Annotated in this window: 15 protein-coding genes; 2 read left to right on the top strand and 13 right to left on the bottom strand. The window is 62.3% G+C overall.

Annotated elements, in window-relative coordinates; translation table 11 throughout:
- Positions 1-1,069, top strand: a 1,069-nt coding sequence (locus B3H47_RS08215; RefSeq protein WP_286986689.1) for an MFS transporter, incomplete at its 5' end; no start/stop codon positions are given.
- Positions 1,070-1,102: 33 nt separating this feature from the next.
- Here B3H47_RS08215 and B3H47_RS08210 read toward each other — a convergent pair.
- From B3H47_RS08210 to B3H47_RS08200, 3 genes are all read right to left on the bottom strand, one after another.
- Positions 1,103-1,426 carry a hypothetical protein gene (locus B3H47_RS08210; RefSeq protein ID WP_286986688.1) on the bottom strand — a complete coding sequence of 108 codons (324 nt, stop codon included), beginning with the start codon at positions 1,424-1,426 and terminating at the stop codon, positions 1,103-1,105.
- Between the two features lie 71 nt (positions 1,427-1,497).
- A complete protein-coding gene (locus tag B3H47_RS08205; RefSeq protein WP_156054698.1) occupies positions 1,498-2,535 on the bottom strand; it encodes a hypothetical protein in 1,038 nt (345 codons plus the stop codon).
- Positions 2,528-3,796 (bottom strand): lipoprotein-releasing ABC transporter permease subunit, encoded by a 1,269-nt coding sequence (locus tag B3H47_RS08200; protein ID WP_156054697.1) that lies wholly within the window; start codon positions 3,794-3,796, stop codon positions 2,528-2,530. The genes B3H47_RS08205 and B3H47_RS08200 overlap by 8 nt, the downstream gene beginning before the upstream one ends.
- Before the next feature lie 111 nt (positions 3,797-3,907).
- On the opposite strand from B3H47_RS08200, the gene B3H47_RS08195 reads away from it, so the two are divergent.
- Positions 3,908-4,972, top strand: a complete 1,065-nt coding sequence (locus B3H47_RS08195; RefSeq protein ID WP_156054696.1) for a glycosyltransferase family 4 protein — start codon at positions 3,908-3,910, stop codon at positions 4,970-4,972.
- Positions 4,973-4,981: 9 nt separating this feature from the next.
- Here B3H47_RS08195 and B3H47_RS08190 read toward each other — a convergent pair whose 3' ends face one another.
- The 10 genes from B3H47_RS08190 to nuoG form a co-directional block, all read right to left on the bottom strand.
- Positions 4,982-5,581, bottom strand: coding sequence for an NUDIX domain-containing protein (locus B3H47_RS08190; RefSeq protein ID WP_013106526.1), 600 nt, complete (start codon positions 5,579-5,581; stop codon positions 4,982-4,984).
- Positions 5,578-5,895 (bottom strand): DUF2818 family protein, encoded by a 318-nt coding sequence (locus B3H47_RS08185; protein ID WP_013106527.1) that lies wholly within the window; start codon positions 5,893-5,895, stop codon positions 5,578-5,580. Before B3H47_RS08185 ends, B3H47_RS08190 begins: the two co-directional genes overlap by 4 nt.
- Before the next feature lie 12 nt (positions 5,896-5,907).
- Positions 5,908-7,374, bottom strand: coding sequence for an NADH-quinone oxidoreductase subunit NuoN (nuoN, locus tag B3H47_RS08180; RefSeq protein WP_013106528.1), 1,467 nt, complete (start codon positions 7,372-7,374; stop codon positions 5,908-5,910).
- 11 nt (positions 7,375-7,385) lie between these two features.
- Positions 7,386-8,870: an NADH-quinone oxidoreductase subunit M gene (locus B3H47_RS08175; RefSeq protein WP_156054695.1), complete on the bottom strand. Its 1,485-nt coding sequence runs from the start codon at positions 8,868-8,870 to the stop codon at positions 7,386-7,388.
- A 20-nt stretch (positions 8,871-8,890) separates the two neighbouring features.
- Positions 8,891-10,921: an NADH-quinone oxidoreductase subunit L gene (nuoL, locus tag B3H47_RS08170; RefSeq protein WP_286986687.1), complete on the bottom strand. Its 2,031-nt coding sequence runs from the start codon at positions 10,919-10,921 to the stop codon at positions 8,891-8,893.
- Positions 10,922-10,924: 3 nt separating this feature from the next.
- On the bottom strand, positions 10,925-11,239 hold the full coding sequence (gene nuoK, locus B3H47_RS08165; protein WP_013106531.1) for an NADH-quinone oxidoreductase subunit NuoK: 315 nt from the start codon (positions 11,237-11,239) through the stop codon (positions 10,925-10,927).
- Between the two features lie 3 nt (positions 11,240-11,242).
- Positions 11,243-11,872, bottom strand: coding sequence for an NADH-quinone oxidoreductase subunit J (locus tag B3H47_RS08160; RefSeq protein WP_276708756.1), 630 nt, complete (start codon positions 11,870-11,872; stop codon positions 11,243-11,245).
- Between the two features lie 98 nt (positions 11,873-11,970).
- Positions 11,971-12,459 (bottom strand): NADH-quinone oxidoreductase subunit NuoI, encoded by a 489-nt coding sequence (gene nuoI / locus B3H47_RS08155; RefSeq protein WP_013106533.1) that lies wholly within the window; start codon positions 12,457-12,459, stop codon positions 11,971-11,973.
- Between the two features lie 9 nt (positions 12,460-12,468).
- The gene (gene nuoH, locus B3H47_RS08150) at positions 12,469-13,530 is read right to left on the bottom strand and encodes an NADH-quinone oxidoreductase subunit NuoH (RefSeq protein WP_276708760.1); all 1,062 of its coding nucleotides are present in this window, start codon (positions 13,528-13,530) and stop codon (positions 12,469-12,471) included.
- 96 nt (positions 13,531-13,626) lie between these two features.
- A complete protein-coding gene (gene nuoG / locus B3H47_RS08145; RefSeq protein WP_286986686.1) occupies positions 13,627-16,077 on the bottom strand; it encodes an NADH-quinone oxidoreductase subunit NuoG in 2,451 nt (816 codons plus the stop codon).
- Positions 16,078-16,097: the final 20 nt, after the last annotated feature.

Raw genomic sequence — 16,097 nt, 5'->3', positions numbered from 1 at the left:
TGGAAAGTCCGACAGCCTCCTAGCTGTGGCGCTGATGAAGAATTTCAGCGCCTCGGGCACCCTGGGCGTCGCTCAAACGCTGATCATCATGGGCGTGCTCTATTTCGTGGTGATGTCGGCGGGGGCGTTCGGCTTCCGGGTGCCGCCCACTGGCTGGAAGCCGCGGGGATGGACGCCCAAGGCCAAGGGCGGCAATGCCATGATCACCGACCATGAAGTGCATCTGAACAAGGCGATGAAAACGCCGCAGTTCTGGCTGGTCTGGTGGATTCTGTGCCTGAACGTGACGGCCGGCATCGGCGTGATCGCCATGGCCAGCCCGATGCTGCAGGACGTGTTCGGCGGCCGTCTCATCGGCCTCGACAGCGGCGCAGCGCTCGATGCGGCGCAGAAGGCCGCGCTGGTCGCGGCAGCCGGTGGCCTGGTCGGTTTGATCAGCCTGTTCAACAGCGGCGGTCGTCTGTTCTGGGCCGCGCTGTCTGACTACATCGGCCGCAAGGCGACTTATGCGGTGTTCTTTGCGCTGGGCGTGGCGCTCTACGCCAGCCTCCCCGCGCTGGGCCATAGCGGCGCAGCAGGCCTGTTCATTCTGGTGGTCTGCGTCATCATGACCATGTACGGCGGCGGCTTTGCCACTGTGCCGGCCTATCTGGCCGACTTGTTCGGCACGCAGATGGTGGGCGCGATTCACGGCCGTCTGCTCACCGCGTGGTCGGTTGCCGGTGTGGCCGGGCCCTTCCTCATCGCCGCCATCCGCCAGACCCAGATCGACGCTGGTGTGGCGAAGAACCTGGTCTATGACCGCACGCTCTATATCCTGGCCGGACTGCTGCTGGTGGGCTTCATCCTCAACCTGCTGGTGCGCCCTGTGGCGGCCAAGTACCGCATGACGCCAGAAGAACTCGCCCGCGAACGCGCCCTCAAGCACGAGGACCGCATCGCCGGTGACGCCGAGCACGCGGCACGCGGCAGCTTCGGCATTGTTGGCGTGCTGGCCTGGGCTGCGGTCGGTATTCCCTTCTTTATCGGCGTCTATATCGCCCTACAGAAGGCAGCCGTACTGTTCTGAGCTTGCGGCAGGGGGCTGATTGCCAGCCCCCGTTCAGCGCCGGGTGCGAAGCCCGGAGCCGCGCGCATCGACCAGGGCGATCTGGTGCCGACCGGGCGGGGGAAACCAGGGCAAGCGCGCGCCACGGACAAGAGGGCGACCATTGACTTGCCAGCGCGCATCGGCCGTGGAAGCGGCGGTCAGCCCAACGCGCGGCAGACCGCTCGGCGGCGTCTGTTGGCGGCTTGGCGTTTTGGCGTGCAGAGCCCGCATCACCGCAGCCCAGACGAGCGCAGCGCCGGCGTCATCGCGCTTGGGAGCGCCTGGCATCAATCCCAGAAACAGGCTAAATGCGGCCCACCAGCGTTCGTAATCCATCTCTCACCCTCATCACCTGCAAAGTTGTTTTTATATGCGATAAGAATGACAAAAAGTGACAACTTGGTTGGCTACAAACCGTGAAACTGCGCGGGAAAGTCGGCCCGTTGCCAGAATTTCCAGCCTTGCGGACGGCGGATCTGCAGGGTGCGCCAGCGCAGCTCGCCCGCGAGGGTGAGACGCACGCCGCCCGACTGCTGCAGCGCCTGCGCAATGGCGGCGCAGAGGCTGGCATCGAGCCGACGCAGACCGGCGGCGGGGTCGCCTGCCAGCAGCGCGCGGGCGTCGAAAATACGCAGGGTGTCGAGCGGCCCGTTGCGCGGGCGCAAAGCAAGGCCGCGCAGCGCGGCGGCGAGGGCCGGATCGCTCACCGCATCGCCATCTCCCTCATATTCGGCAAGGCGCACCGGGCTGCGCCAATCGGCCGCCAGGGGGCCGCAACCGTGTATCCAGAGGGTATTGATGTCGGGCAGGCCGCGCTGTTCGCGCGCTTCGTTGACGGCATGGTGCTGCCAGGTCATCTGCACTTCGGTGAGCAGTTGCCGCCAGGGTCGGGCCGCCGGGCCGCCGGGCATCCAGGCTGCGACGCTGCGGCCAAGAGCGCGCGCCACGCCCGCCGTCACAACCTCGGTCAGACTGGAGTGGGCGGCATACCAGCGCATCGGCGTGACTCGGCGCAGCGTCCATCCCGCGCTGGCAAACAAGGGCTCGGCGGCGGCGAAGAGCGGCTGAGCTTCATCCGCCCTGAGATCGAGCGTGGCAGGATCGGTGAGCGACAGGCTGTCGCGTCCCAGCCGCAGATGCGCCGGGGTGAGCAGGCACAGCGCCTGATCTGCGGGAAAAGCGTCGGCCACGCCATCGGCCAGCGCGGCCAGACGTGCCCAAGGCGCCTGCTCGGCCTCTGTGCCATCCAGACGCAGGGCGTGCAGCAGCCAGCGCTCGGCGGGCGTCAGCCAGGCGGCTTGGGCATCTTCTCGCGGTGGCTCCTGCTCCAGCACCACGGCCTGGCGGCAAAGAGCGGCGGTTGCAGGCAAGCCGGGCTGCGCCAGCAGTTGCGCAAGCGCCGGTGAGGTCGAGGGCAGATCGGACAGCAGCAGATGTTCACTCATACCGCAAAGCCTGCGCCGGTTGCACCCGCGAGGCGCTCCAACTGGGATAAAGCGTGGCCAGCAGAGATAAGACCAGCGACGCCACGGTGATGGTGGCGATGTCTAAAAAGCGCGGATCGCTGGGCATGGTGTGGATCAGGTACACGCTGCGTGGCAGGAACTGGGTGTGCAGCACGGTTTCGAGGAACGAGACAATGGGGTCGAGATTGAACGCAATCAGACAACCCAGCGCGACACCGGCGAAGGTACCGAGAAAACCCGTCACCGCGCCCTGCAGCAGAAAGATGGACATGATGGAGCCGGGGCTCGCACCCTGCGTGCGCAGAATAGCGATATCGGCCAGCTTGTCGGTCACCGTCATGACCAGGGTAGAGACGAGGTTGAACGCCGCCACCGCCACAATCATGGTGAGGATGATGAACATCATGCGCTTCTCGATCACCACGGCCTCGAACCAGGTGCGGTTCTGCTCGGTCCAGGGTTGGGCCACGAGTTCGGGCGGCAGCACGCGCTGCAAGTCTTGCGCAATCTGCGGGGCGTCATTCATATTTCGCGTCTGCACGCGCAGCCCGGTGGGGCCTCCGGTGCGGAACAGCGCCGATGCGTCTTGCAGATTCACCAGCGCCAGAGTGCTGTCGTACTCGTAGTGCCCGACATTGAAAATGCCCACCACCCGCAGGGTGCGCAGACGGGGAATCATGCCCGCCGGGGTGATGGAGCCGCTGGGCACCACCATGGTGATCTGGTCGCCCACGCCAACACCCAGCGCATTGGCCAGCTCGTTGCCCAGTACCACACCGAAGTCGCCCGGCTTGAGCGCGGCCAGACTGCCCGCCACCATGTGCTCGGGGATCTGCGACACCTGGGTTTCTTCGCTCGGCTCCACCCCCCAGACCAGCACGCCCTGCAACTGACTGCCCTGCGCCACCAGCGCCTGACCTTGCACAAACGGCGCCACCCCGGTCACTGCCGGATTGCTTTTGACCTGCTGCGCCACGCCGCGCCAGTCGGGCAAGGCCTGACCATTGACATTGAGAATCTGGATGTGCGGAATGACGTTGAGCATGCGGTCTCGCACCTCCTTCTGAAACCCGTTCATCACCGAGATGACCACAATCAGCGCGGCGACCCCGAGGGCGATGCCGCCAACGGAAACCGCAGAAATAAAGGAGATGAAGCCGTTGCGCCGACTGCGCCGCCCGCTGCGGGTATAGCGCCAACCGATAAGCAGCTCAAAAGGCCAGGAGAAGGATGCAGACATAACTGCGCAGTGTAGGCGACGGCCGCAGGCAAGGCGGCGCGCGGGACATGTGGATTCGTGATGACGGGCAAAGGCACAATGTCGGTTTATCGCGTTTCTCTACCGCACCCCATGTTGCACGCCACCGCCCTGTCCGCCCTGCTCTGCTGGCTGGGATGCGCCGCCCTCATCGTGCTGGGTCGGCGCAGGCATTTCGGCCTGGACGAAACCCAGGGCGTGCAGAAATGGCATCGCCACCCCACGCCGCGCACCGGCGGCTTCGCCCTGGCGCTGGGCATATTGGTGGGCCTGCTATGGCTCATGCACCTCACCTATGTCAGCGAGCCCGTCACAATCCGATTGGCCGTCGCCATTGCGCCGGTGCTGCTCGCCGGGGTGGTGGAAGACCTGCGCCGCCATGTGCCCCCCTTGTGGCGGGCGCTGGCCACGGTGCTCGCCGCGGGGCTAGCGGTCTGGCTGCTTGAGGCCAGCGTCACCCGTCTGGGGCTGTGGCCGCTGGACGCTTGGATACACGCCTGGCCAGTGCTGGGTTGGCTCATCGCGCTCGTCGCCATCAGCGCCCTGCCGCATGCGGTCAATATGATCGACGGCTACAACGGCCTGGCCGGCATGGTGAGCTTCATGATTTTCGGCGCCATCGGCTATGTGGCGTTCAAGGTCAGCGACCCGCTGATCATGGCGCTCAGCCTCGCCGCCATCGGCGCGCTGCTGGGTTTTCTGTTCTGGAACTGGCCGCGCGGCCAGATCTTCCTGGGCGATACCGGCGCTTATCTGCTCGGCTTCTGGATGGCGCTGCTCAGCGTATTGCTGGTGGCGCGCAACCCAGCCGTCTCACCCTGGTTCGCCCTTATGGTGCTGGCCTACCCGGTGTGGGAGTTGCTGTATTCGCTGTGGCGGCGCAAGTTTCGCCAACGCGCGGGCACGGCGCCCGATACGCTGCATCTGCATCACCTGGTGTACTGGCGGCTCACCCGTCTGATCGACGAGGACGATCATCCTGATCCGCGGCAGCGCCGCAATGCGGCCACCTCGCCTTATCTCTGGGCCGTCGCGGCTTTCAGCGTGGGCCCGGCCATGCTGTGGTGGGGCAGCACCCCCCTGCTCATGGCCTGCTGTGTGGGCTTCGTTACCCTCTATCTGCTGGCCTATCGCCTGCTGGTTCAGCGCCGCATCTGAGCTACAGCGTCAGGCCACGTCCTGCCAGTCGAAGTTCCAGGTGTTTTGCAGCAATTTTTCCAGCCAGAACGCGCCGATCACGGTCTTGACGTCGGTGATCTGACCATTGCGCACCCAGTCGAGGGTGTCTTGCGGGCTGGCCTCGAAAACATCGAGCAGTTCGTTGTCGTCGAGCGATTGGCGACCTGCGACCAGGCCGCGCGCGAAAGCGAGATGAATGGTTTCGTCGGAGTAGGAAATCGCGTTGTTGATCGGTCCGATATAGGCCCACTGCTTCGCGCTGTAGCCGGTTTCCTCGCGCAGTTCGCGCTGGGCACAAGCCAGCCAGCTCTCACCCGCGTCGAGTTTGCCCGCGGGAAACTCCACCATGACCCGCTGCATCGGCGTGCGGAACTGGCGCTCCATCAGTACCTTGCCGTTATCGAGCAGGGGAATGATCATCACCGCGCCGGAGTGGCGGATGTATTCGCGGGTCACCTGCGCGCCGTTGGCCAGCCGCACCAGATCGCGCGAAATATTGAGGAAGGTGCCGCGAAACACCATCTCGCTGTCGAGCGTGTGTTCGCGCAAGGCCGCTGCCTGCGGCACGCGCGCCGGATCGCCGCTCATGTGCGACTCGGGGCCGGATGACGCTTGACCATGTAACGCAGCACATAACCCGGAAAGGCCAGCACTAGGAACATGGCGACAGAGACGGCATAGAACTCCCAATGCTGTGGATAGTTCTGGCCGATCCGCGCTTCGAGCGCCATGCCAATAAAGCCGACGACAAAGAACAGAATCAGCAGCTCAAGCAGACGTAGCCAGATCGACTTGGGGGTTTTCTTGAGCGGAATGACTAGGAAGAAGCGGTTGGAAACAAACGGTAGGTTGGCGGCGACGAACGCCAGAACGATAACCAACCAGATTGCGGAATTCTGCATAGGGAAACACTTTCAGTGCAGGGTGTTGGCGATGGCCTGATAACACAAGGTCATCAAACCACCGGGCATCAACCCAAGAAATAAAACCGCCAGACCATTGAGCGACAGCAGAGCACGCGCTCCGCCCACTCCACTTGCGCGCGAGGCCGAAAGCGCCGTGGGTGCATCAAAATACATCACCTTGATCACACGAATGTAGTAATACGCACCGATGACCGAGAGGATGACCGAGTACACCACCAGCCAGACCCGCCCGGTATTGAGCAGAATGGTGAGCACTTCGAGCTTGGCATAAAAACCAGCGAACGGCGGTATGCCAGCCAAAGAGAATAAAAGAAACGTCATGACACCTGCCATCCAGGGGTCAGTTTTGGCCAGACCGGCAAAATCGCGGATGTCTTCGGCCTCGAAACCTTCGCGCGCCAGCAGCAGAATCACGCCGAAGGTGCCCAGCGTGGTGAGCACGTAAATGACCATGTAGAACATCGCGCCGCTGTAGGCGGTGGAGGCGGAGAGCCCATTGCCGTTGAGCATGCCTGAGAGCAGCGCGAGGAGCACGAAGCCGATCTGGGCGATGGTGGAATACGCCAGCATGCGCTTGAGGTTGGTCTGCGCAATGGCCGCCAGATTGCCCAGACCGATGGACAGCACCGCCAGCACCACCAGCATGCCCTGCCAGTCCATCGCCAGCGGGAACATGCCTTCCACCAGCAGGCGAATCGCCATGGCGAAGGCCGCCAGTTTGGGCGCCGCGCCCACCATCAGCACCACAGCCGTGGGCGCGCCCTGATAGACGTCGGGAATCCACATGTGGAAGGGCACGGCTCCGAGCTTGAACGCCAGACCTGCAACGATGAACACCACCCCGAGCACGAGCACGGCGCGGTTGATCGGCTCGACCGCGATCATGCGGAAGATGGTGACCAGATCAAGCGAACCGGTGGCGCCATACAGCATCGACATGCCGTAGAGCAGGAAACCCGAAGCCAATGCGCCGAGGATGAAATATTTCATCGCCGCCTCGGTGGACTGCGTGTGATCGCGGCGCAGCGCAACCAGGGCGTAGAGCGCGAGCGAGAGCAGTTCCAGCCCCAGATAGATGGTCAGCAGGTTGTTTCCCGAGATCATGATGAACTGCCCGAGCAGCGACAGCAGCACCAGGCTGAACAACTCGCCGCCCCACATGCCGCGATCCAGGGCGTAGCGCCGAGAGTAAACCAAGGTGACGATGGTGGCGATGACCGTGAAAAGCTTGAGCAGCATAGCCATCGGATCGACGATGAGCGCACGCGCCATGGCGAACTGCTGCATGCCCGAGGCGTAGTAAAGCCCGCAAAGCGCGCCGATGCCCACCAGTCCCAGCAGCGTCAGCCAATAGCTCACTCGGTGCTGCGCATCTTTGACGAACAGGTCGACGAGCATGACCACGCAGGCCAGCACGAGCAGGAGAATTTCCGGATAAATGGCGATCCAGTTCATGGCGGTTGTTGTCACTGCAATTTGGAAGACGCCGCAAACTGCAGCAGATGTTGCACCGAGGCCTGCATCGGATCGGTGAAGAATTTGGGATACACGCCCATCCACAGCACCGCGCCGACCAGCACGGCGAGCATAAAGAATTCACGGGCGCCGATGTCCTTGAGCGCGGCTACATGGTCATTGCCCACCGGCCCGAAATACACCCGCTTGATCATCCACAAGGTATAGCTCGCAGCCAGAATGAGCGTGGTCGCGGCCAGCAGGCCGATCCAGAAATTGAATTTCACCGCAGCCAGAATCACCATCCACTCGCCGACAAAACCGCTGGTGCCCGGCAAGCCGGCGTTGGCCATGCCGAACAGCACGGCCAGCGCGGCGAACTTGGGCATGGTGTTGGTCACTCCGCCGTAATCGGCAATCTCGCGGGTGTGCATGCGGTCATACAGCACCCCGATGGTCAGAAACATGGCGCCGGAAATGAAGCCGTGCGAGATCATCTGCACCAACCCGCCCTGCACACCCAGGTCGGAGAACAGGAAAAAGCCCAGAGTGACAAACCCCATGTGCGCGATGGATGAATACGCCACCAGCTTTTTCATGTCGGCCTGCACCAGAGCGACAAAACCGATGTAAATCACCGCAATGAGCGACAAGGCGATCATGACCGGCGCGAGCGCATGGCTGGCATCAGGCAGCATGGGCAGAGAGAAGCGGATGAAACCGTAGGCGCCGAGCTTGAGCATGATGGCCGCCAGAATCACCGAGCCGCCGGTGGGCGCTTCAACGTGCGCATCCGGCAGCCAGGTGTGCACCGGCCACATCGGAATCTTCACCGCGAAGGCGAAGAAAAAGGCGATGAAAATGAAAATCTGCGCCGTCATCGACAGCGGCACGTGGTACCAGTTGGCGATGTCGAAACTTCCGCCCGACTGCAGGTAAAGATAGATCAGCGCCACCAGCATGAGCAGCGAACCAGCCAGGGTGTAGAGGAAGAACTTGAACGCGGCATATACCCGCCGCGGCCCGCCCCAGATGCCGATGATCAGATACATCGGAATGAGCGTGGCCTCGAAGAACACATAGAACAGCAGGGCATCGGTCGCGGCAAACACGCCGATCATCAGGCCCGACAGAATGAGGAAAGCGCCGAGATAAAGGCTGACGCGATCTTTGATGACCTCCCAGGCGCTGATGATCACGATCACGGTCATCAAAGCGGTCAGCGGCACGAACCACAGCGACACGCCGTCGATGCCCAGCGCGTAATTGATGTTGAAAGGCCGAATCCAGGGCACGGACTCGACAAACTGCATGCCCGCCTGGGCGTTGTCGAAGCCGGTGATCAGCGGCAGGGTGATGAGAAAGGAGATCAGCGAGCCGATCAGCGCCAGCCAGCGCGCCGCCGCAGCGCGTTGCTCGCCCTGAACAAAGAGCAGCAAGACACCGAAGGCGATGGGAATCCAGATGGACAGACTGAGCAAAGGGAGAGATTGCATGCTTGTATCGCGCTTCGCTGTTATCGGATGAACCAGCCGGACAACAGCTTGCCCGGAACAAAATAGCCCATGAACACCACCACGCCGGCAATCATCGCCAGGGCGTAGTAATAGATGTAGCCGGTCTGCAGCAGGCGCACCACCCGTGCTGTCCAGCCGACCACGCGCGCCGTACCGTTGACCAGCAGACCATCGATAAGACCCACATCCCCGCCTTTCCACAGGCCCGTGCCCAGCAGACGCATGCCAGAAGCCAGCACGTTCTGGTTGAACCAGTCGAAGAAGTAATTGTTTTCGAGCACGGTATAGATCGGCCCCAGCATGCGCCGCACAGCCTGAGGGAAGCGCAGGTTCACCATATAGCCGTAGTAGGCCGTGGCAATGCCGGCAAGCGCCAGCCACAGCGGCATCGACAACAAGCCGTGAATCATCATCTGAATCTGGCCGTGCCAGTGCTCAGCGAGATCCCGCATGGCCGGATGGGCTGCCGCGTTGACAAAAATCGAGTTCTCGAAGAAGTGCCCGTACAGCAGCGGCTGAATGAAAAGATAGCCTGCGAGGACGGACGGAATGGCCAGCATGATGAGCGGCACCGTCACCACCCACGGCGACTCGTGCGGCTCGTGAGCGCCAGCGTGTCCGTGATCATGCCCATGATCATGTCCATGCGCATCGTGCGCCACGTGCCGGAAGCGCTCTTCGCCATGGAACACCATGAAATACATGCGGAAGGTGTAGAGCGCGGTAACGAACACACTGGAGAGCACGGCGAAGTAGGCGAAGCCCGCTCCCGGCAGATCGCTGGCATGCACCGCCTCGATGATGCTGTCCTTCGAGAAAAAGCCAGCGAACGGCGGAATGCCGCTGAGCGCCAGACCGCCGATCAGGAAGGTGATCCAGGTGATGGGCATGTATTTGCGCAGACCGCCCATATGGCGCATGTCCTGGTCATGGTGCATGCCGATGATCACCGAGCCCGCCGCGAGGAACAGCAAAGCCTTGAAGAACGCATGGGTCATCAGGTGGAAAATCGCTACCGAGTAGGCCGAAGCCCCCAGCGCCACGGTCATGTAGCCGAGCTGCGATAGGGTGGAATAGGCAATGACCCGCTTGATGTCGGTTTGCACCACGCCCAGGATGCCCATGAACAGCGCGGTGATGGCGCCGATGACCAAAATGAAAGAGAGCGCAGTGTTCGACAACTCGAACAGCGGCGACATGCGCGCCACCATGAAAATACCCGCCGTCACCATGGTGGCAGCGTGAATGAGCGCGGAAATCGGCGTCGGGCCTTCCATCGAATCGGGCAGCCAGACATGCAGCGGGAACTGCGCGCTCTTGCCCATGGCGCCGATGAACAGAGAGATGCACGCCACCGTGATCAGCATCCAGTCGGTGCCCGGCAGATGCAACAGCGCCAGCTCCGGCCCCTTGGCGAAAATTTCGGTGTAGTTCAGGCTGCCGGTGTAGGCCGCCAGCAGGCCAATGCCCAGAATGAAGCCGAAGTCGCCCACGCGGTTGACGATGAAGGCCTTCATATTGGCGAAAACCGCCGTGGGCCGCGTGTACCAGAAGCCGATCAGCAGATAAGACACCAAACCCACCGCCTCCCAGCCGAAAAACAGCTGCAGCATGTTGTTGCTCATCACCAACATCAGCATGGAGAAGGTGAACAAGGAGATGTAGCTGAAAAAGCGCTGGTAGCCATCGTCATCGGCCATGTAGCCGATGGTGTAGATGTGCACCGCGAGCGAGACGAACGTGACGACAGCCATCATCAGCGCCGACAGGCCGTCGATCATGAAACCGACTTCCATGTGCAGCTTGCCCACCACCATCCACTCATAAATCGTGGCGTTGAAGCGGGCGCCGTTGATGACGTCGTTGAGGACGATGAGCGACAGCACGAAAGACAACCCGACCGAAAGCGTGGTCAGCCAGTGCGAAGCCGATCGGCCGATGCTTCGTCCGAACAGACCGACGATGATGGACGAGACGAGAGGCGCCAGTGCGATGACCAGCAGCAAGGTGGGATTCAGCGTGGCTTGCATCGATCAGCCCTTGAGTTGGTCGAGATCCTCGACGTCGATGGTGTTGAGGTTGCGGAACAGCACCACCAGAATGGCCAGACCGATGGCCGACTCCGCCGCAGCGACGGTGAGGATGAAGAACACGAACACCTGTCCGCCAAAATCCTGCAGGTAGTGCGAGAAGGCGATGAAATTCAGGTTCACCGCCAGCAGCATGAGCTCAATGGCCATGAGGATGACGATGAGATTCCGGCGATTGAGAAAAATGCCGACGACCGAGATAGCGAACAGAATGGCGCCGAGCACCAGGTAATGCGCCAGGGTGAGTGAACCGAGCATGGCTTACTCCTTGGGTTGGGCGGGCATGGACACCAGCCGCACGCGGTCCGCACGGCGGGCCTTGATCTGCTCGGAAGCCGGCATATGCCGCATATCCTTGCGTCGGCGCAACGTGAGCGCGATGGCCGCGATGATGGCCACGAGCAAAATGACCGCCGCTATTTCCACCGCGAACAGGTATTGCGAATACAGCACCACGCCCAGCGCGCGGGTGTTGGACAGATGGGTGAGCGGATTGTCGGCAGAGGTCGCTGCCCCGACCTGCGCAGCGCGCGTCATGCCGCCAATCTGGAAGCCCTGCATCAGCACGGCGGCCATTTCCAGCACGATGAGCACGCCCACGAGCGCTGCGACTGGAAAGTAACGCCAGAACCCCTTGCGAATGCTGTCGAGGTTGATGTCGAGCATCATCACCACAAAGAGGAACAGCACCATCACCGCGCCGACGTACACCAGCACCAGCACGATGGCGAGAAACTCGGCGCGCAGCAGCAGCCAGATAGCCGACATCTGGAAGAACGCCAGCACCAGATAAAGCGCGGAGTGCACCGGGTTACGCGCCGTGATCACTCGCAGCGCGGCAAACAGCAGCACGGCGGAGAACAGGTAGAACAGGATGGTTTGAACGTCCATGGTCACAACAAGGGCCTTGCCGCAGCGCAAGCCGTCGGCCTAGAAACAGTGGGGACAATCGCCAGAGCCCGCCCATGACTAGCGGCGGGCTTCAGCGATCAGCGGTATGGGGCGTCGGCCTCCTTGGTGGCGGCGATGTCTTTTTCATAGCGGTCGCCCACGGCCAGCAGCATCTCTTTGGTGAAGTAGAGATCGCCACGCTTTTCACCGTGGTATTCAAAAATCGAGGTTTCGACGATGGAGTCGACCGGGCAGCTTTCTTCGCACAGCCCGCAGAAAATGCACTTGGTCAGATCGATGTCGTAGCGGGTGGTGCGGCGGGTGCCATCGTCACGCTGCTCCGATTCGATGGTGATGGCCAGCGCCGGGCACACCGCTTCGCACAGCTTGCAGGCGATGCAACGCTCTTCGCCATTGGGATAACGGCGCAGCGCATGCAGGCCACGAAAACGCGGCGACAGCGGCGTCTTCTCTTCGGGATACTGCACCGTGATCTTGCTCTTGAAGGCGTATTTGCCCGTCAGAGCCAGACCCTTGAAGAGTTCGACCAGAAAAAAGCTGTTGAAGGTGTCACGCAAAGCGGCCATGGTTCTGCCTCACTTCCAGATATTCCAGGGGGTTTGCATCCAGGCGGCCACCACGACAAGCCAGATGAGGGTGACGGGAATGAAAATCTTCCAGCCCAGGCGCATGATCTGGTCGTAGCGATAGCGCGGGAAGGTGGCCCGCAGCCAGAGAAACATGCTGACCACGACAAAAGTCTTTATGCCCAGCCAGATCCACCCCGGAATGAAACCGAGGAAGGCCACCGGCGCATCCCATCCGCCCAGGAACATGACCGTGGTGAGGATGGAGATCAGGATCATGTTGGCGTATTCGGCCAGAAAGAACATGGCGAAGGCCATGCCCGAATACTCGACCATGTGGCCAGCAACGATTTCCGATTCGCCTTCCACCACGTCAAAGGGCGCACGATTGGTCTCGGCCACACCGGCAATGAAATAGACCATAAAAATGGGCAGCAGCGGCAGCCAGTTCCAGGAGAGAAAGTTCAGGCCCATGGAGGCAAAAGCGCCGTGGGTCTGCCCCATCACGATTTCGGTCATGTTCAGACTGCCGGACACCATGAGCACGATGACCATGGCGAAACCCATCGCGATCTCGTAGCTCACCATCTGTGCCGAAGCGCGCATGGCGCCCAGGAAGGCGTATTTGGAGTTCGACGCCCAACCGGCGATGATCACGCCATAGACCTCAAGAGAAGTGAGCGCCAGCAGCAGGAGCAGTCCGGCGTTCACATTGGCCAGGGCGACGTCCGGCCCGAAGGGTATGACCGCCCAGGCGGCCAAGGCCGGCATGATGGTCATCACCGGCCCCAGCAGGAACAGACGCTTGTTCGAGCGAAACGGGATGACGATTTCCTTGAGCAGCAGCTTGAGGCCATCGGCGATGGGCTGCAGCAGGCCGAACGGGCCGACGCGGTTGGGGCCGATGCGGATCTGAATCCAGCCGATCAGCTTGCGCTCCCAGAGCGTTAGGTAAGCGACGGCTCCCATCAGCGGCGCGACGATGACGATGATCTTGATCAGGTTCCAGACGATCGGCCAGGCTATCGGCCCGAGCAGGGATAGTCCGCCTTGGTTGAAGGATTCGAGCATGGTCAGCAGGATGCGTAGGATCGCGTCAGGCGCGCTTCATTCCCCTTGGGAGAGGGAAAACTTTGCGAACATTGTGAGGGCCAAGAGTATTTCATCTCAGACCCTTTCAGGGCTTGCAGGGGCGGTGGGAACTGCGGCGGCAGGAACGGCAGCCACGGCGCCCACCCGCTCGACCTGAACCGCACCAGACATCGCTCCGAGCGAACCCAAAGGCGCCGCCTCGGCCCAGGCCGCAGCAATGCTGACCACGGTGGGGGCCAGCGCGTCGTCACAGCGCGCGGGCAACACCACGCTTTGCGCATCAACCGTATCAACCTTCACGCGCACCGAATCGCCGTTCTGCAGGCCGAGTTGCTCCCACAATGCGGTGGACACGCCCACCATGCGGGCGTTGCGCGCATCGCGCGTGCGTTGCAGGCTAGGCGCGCGACGCACGATGGTGTCGCTCGAATAGATCGGCACCGGGGCAAAACGCTCGATCGCAGGGGCCACCGAGGCAGGCAACTCAGATGGCAAGTCCAGGGGCGTGGACTGCGCCAGACGGGCGGCGATCTGGTCGGCGCCGCCTTGATCAACGCCACCCAGGCCCGCGAAGGCCTCAGTGCGAACCTCCGCAGCACTCTGGTAGTCGAAGCCCTGCAGCTCGAACAAATTGCCCAGCACGCGCAGCACTTTCCATCCGGGACGAGTCTCACCCAGAGGCTGTACGACGGGATTGAAACTCTGCAGCCGACCTTCGGCATTGACCAGGCTGCCCGCCGTTTCGGTAAAGGGCGCGATCGGCAGCATGACGTGCGCGTAGCCCTCAGCCGCGTCAACAAAGGGGCTAAACGAGACAATGAACTCGGCCTGCTCCAGCGCTTTGTGCAGGGCGACCGGGTCAGCGCTGTCTTCCTCCGGTTCGACGCCGAACAGCATCATGGCGCGCGGCGGCTGAGCGATGATTTTGGCGACATCACGGCCAGGAGCCAGGGGCGATACCCCCAGCAGCGCGGCGCCCACCGTGTTGCCCGCCTCAGTCAGATCGCCGCAGATGCCGCCGACCTCACGCGCGATCCACTGCGCGAGGGCGCGCAGCGTCGCAGCCTGCGGATGTTGCACGGCTGAGTCGCCCAGGAACACGGCTTTGTGTTCGCCGCCAAGCAGGCTGGCCGCGATCGCCTGAGCCTGAGCACTCGGCGTCGACACGGTCTGTAGACTCGCGGGCGCCTCGATGCCTTTGACCTGAGCGACGGCACGCGCCACCCCAGCCAACTCGGCAACCCATAGACTGGGCGCAGCGGCAATGCGTGCGTGCAGGGGCATGAGCCAATCGTCGTTTGCCGCGTGCAGGGTGGAAATTTTGGCACCGGCCTTGGCCGCTTGCCGCACGCGAGCCGACAGCAGCGGCTGCTCCTTGCGCAAGGTGCTGCCGATGAACAGAGCGGCCTGCAACTGTCCCATTTCAGCAATCGGCATGCCCAGCCAGGGAATGGCCGCTGCGTTGGCGTCACCGGAAAAATCGCTCTGACGCAGGCGGGTGTCCAGGCTGTTGCTGCCCAGCTCGGTCAGCAGTTTTTTCAGCAAATACAGCTCTTCCACCGTGCTGGTGGGCACGGCCAGGGCCGCCAGCGCGGCGCCGCCCTCTTGCCCCATGGCGCGACGCAGACCTTGCACGGTAAATTCGAGCGCGGTTTGCCAGTCGACTGACTTCCACTGCCCGTTTTCGCGGATCTGCGGCGCAGTCAATCGTTCTTCGCTGTTGAGCCCTTCGTAGGCGAAACGATCGCGGTCGGAGATCCAGCATTCGTTGACGGCTTCGTTCTCTTGCGGCACCACGCGCATCACGCGGTCGCCCTTGACCTGCACGATGAGGTTGGCGCCCACGCTGTCGTGCGGGCTGATGGAAGCGCGGCGCGACAGCTCCCAGGTGCGGGCGCTGTAGCGGAACGGCTTGCTGGTGAGCGCGCCGACCGGACAGATGTCGATCATATTTCCCGACAGCTCGGAATCGACCGTGCTGCCGACGAAAGTCATGATCTCGGAATGCTCGCCGCGGTTGGCCATGCCGAGTTCCATGATGCCGGCAATTTCCTGGCCGAAGCGCACGCAGCGCGTGCACTGGATGCAGCGGCTCATCTCTTCCATGGCGATGAGCGGGCCAGCGTCCTTGTGGAAGATGACGCGCTTTTCCTCGGTGTAGCGCGAGACCGAACCGCCATAGCCCACTGCCAGATCCTGCAATTGGCACTCACCGCCTTGGTCGCAGATCGGGCAATCGAGCGGATGGTTGATGAGCAGAAACTCCATCACCCCTTTCTGCGCCTGAAGCGCACGCTCGGAATGGGTGCGCACGACCATGCCCTGCGCGGCCGGGGTGGCGCAGGCCGGCAGCGGCTTGGGCGCCTTTTCCACATCGACCAGGCACATGCGGCAGTTGGCTGCGATGGTGAGCTTGTGGTGATAGCAAAAATGCGGCACATAGATGCCGAGTTGCGTGGCCGCATCCATGACCATGGCGCCCTCGGGCACCTGGACTTTTTGACCGTCGATTTCGAGTTCAACCATGATGGTGCGTCCTGTGCAGA

This window comes from Thiomonas sp. UBA7699 (genome assembly GCF_002482605.1).
Classification (GTDB): domain Bacteria; phylum Pseudomonadota; class Gammaproteobacteria; order Burkholderiales; family Burkholderiaceae_C; genus Thiomonas; species Thiomonas arsenitoxydans.
The sequence above is the reverse complement of the archived record's forward strand: the minus strand, read 5'-3'. Positions and strand labels throughout refer to the sequence as shown.

Excerpts from the sequence above, each read along its gene's own strand:
- B3H47_RS08210 (WP_286986688.1), bottom strand. The coding sequence starts at position 1,426 with ATGGATTACGAACGCTGGTGGGCCGCATTTAGCCTGTTTCTGGGATTG.
- B3H47_RS08205 (WP_156054698.1), bottom strand. The coding sequence starts at position 2,535 with ATGAGTGAACATCTGCTGCTGTCCGATCTGCCCTCGACCTCACCGGCG.
- B3H47_RS08200 (WP_156054697.1), bottom strand. The coding sequence starts at position 3,796 with ATGTCTGCATCCTTCTCCTGGCCTTTTGAGCTGCTTATCGGTTGGCGC.
- B3H47_RS08195 (WP_156054696.1), top strand. The coding sequence starts at position 3,908 with ATGTTGCACGCCACCGCCCTGTCCGCCCTGCTCTGCTGGCTGGGATGC.
- B3H47_RS08190 (WP_013106526.1), bottom strand. The coding sequence starts at position 5,581 with ATGAGCGGCGATCCGGCGCGCGTGCCGCAGGCAGCGGCCTTGCGCGAA.
- B3H47_RS08185 (WP_013106527.1), bottom strand. The coding sequence starts at position 5,895 with ATGCAGAATTCCGCAATCTGGTTGGTTATCGTTCTGGCGTTCGTCGCC.
- nuoN (WP_013106528.1), bottom strand. The coding sequence starts at position 7,374 with ATGAACTGGATCGCCATTTATCCGGAAATTCTCCTGCTCGTGCTGGCC.
- B3H47_RS08175 (WP_156054695.1), bottom strand. The coding sequence starts at position 8,870 with ATGCAATCTCTCCCTTTGCTCAGTCTGTCCATCTGGATTCCCATCGCC.
- nuoL (WP_286986687.1), bottom strand. The coding sequence starts at position 10,921 with ATGCAAGCCACGCTGAATCCCACCTTGCTGCTGGTCATCGCACTGGCG.
- nuoK (WP_013106531.1), bottom strand. The coding sequence starts at position 11,239 with ATGCTCGGTTCACTCACCCTGGCGCATTACCTGGTGCTCGGCGCCATT.
- B3H47_RS08160 (WP_276708756.1), bottom strand. The coding sequence starts at position 11,872 with ATGGACGTTCAAACCATCCTGTTCTACCTGTTCTCCGCCGTGCTGCTG.
- nuoI (WP_013106533.1), bottom strand. The coding sequence starts at position 12,459 with ATGGCCGCTTTGCGTGACACCTTCAACAGCTTTTTTCTGGTCGAACTC.
- nuoH (WP_276708760.1), bottom strand. The coding sequence starts at position 13,530 with ATGCTCGAATCCTTCAACCAAGGCGGACTATCCCTGCTCGGGCCGATA.
- nuoG (WP_286986686.1), bottom strand. The coding sequence starts at position 16,077 with ATGGTTGAACTCGAAATCGACGGTCAAAAAGTCCAGGTGCCCGAGGGC.